This is a genomic window from Lentzea aerocolonigenes, from assembly GCF_000955955.1.
Lineage (GTDB): Bacteria > Actinomycetota > Actinomycetes > Mycobacteriales > Pseudonocardiaceae > Lentzea > Lentzea aerocolonigenes_A.
Window position 1 is genome coordinate 1 of record NZ_JYJG01000606.1, and the last position, 415, is coordinate 415.

Below are 415 nucleotides of genomic sequence, written 5' to 3' on the forward strand. Positions count from 1 at the left end.
AAAGATCGCCGGCTGCGCGAACCCGGTCTGGTTCAGCGCCTCCTGATCCTCACCCCACATGACGTCCCGCAACGCCGGATCAAGGTTCACCAACGCGGCGTCAAGCGCCTCCGCGAACACCGGGAACGCCTCGTACAGCTCCCGCCCTGCCCCGACCCGCTGCGCCCCTTGCCCGGAGAACAGGAACGCCAACGGCTTCCCGCCCGCAACTCCTTCAGCGACAACCTCGTCGTCCACCAAAACGGCCCGGTGCTCGAACAGCGCGCGCGTAGTCGCCAACGAGAACCCGACGTCCACAGCGGACATCCCGCTGGCCACCAACGCCCGGATCCGCTCGACCTGCCCCTTCAACGCCCCCGGCGTCTTGGCCGACACCACCAACGGAATCGATCCCGATTGGCCTGCCCCCTGGGGG

1 pseudogene is annotated in these 415 nt (G+C 68.2%); it reads right to left on the reverse strand.

Annotated features, from left to right (window positions below):
* A pseudogene (locus tag UK23_RS47820) lies at positions 1–375 on the reverse strand (hypothetical protein); the annotation flags it as partial.
* Positions 376–415: the final 40 nt, after the last annotated feature.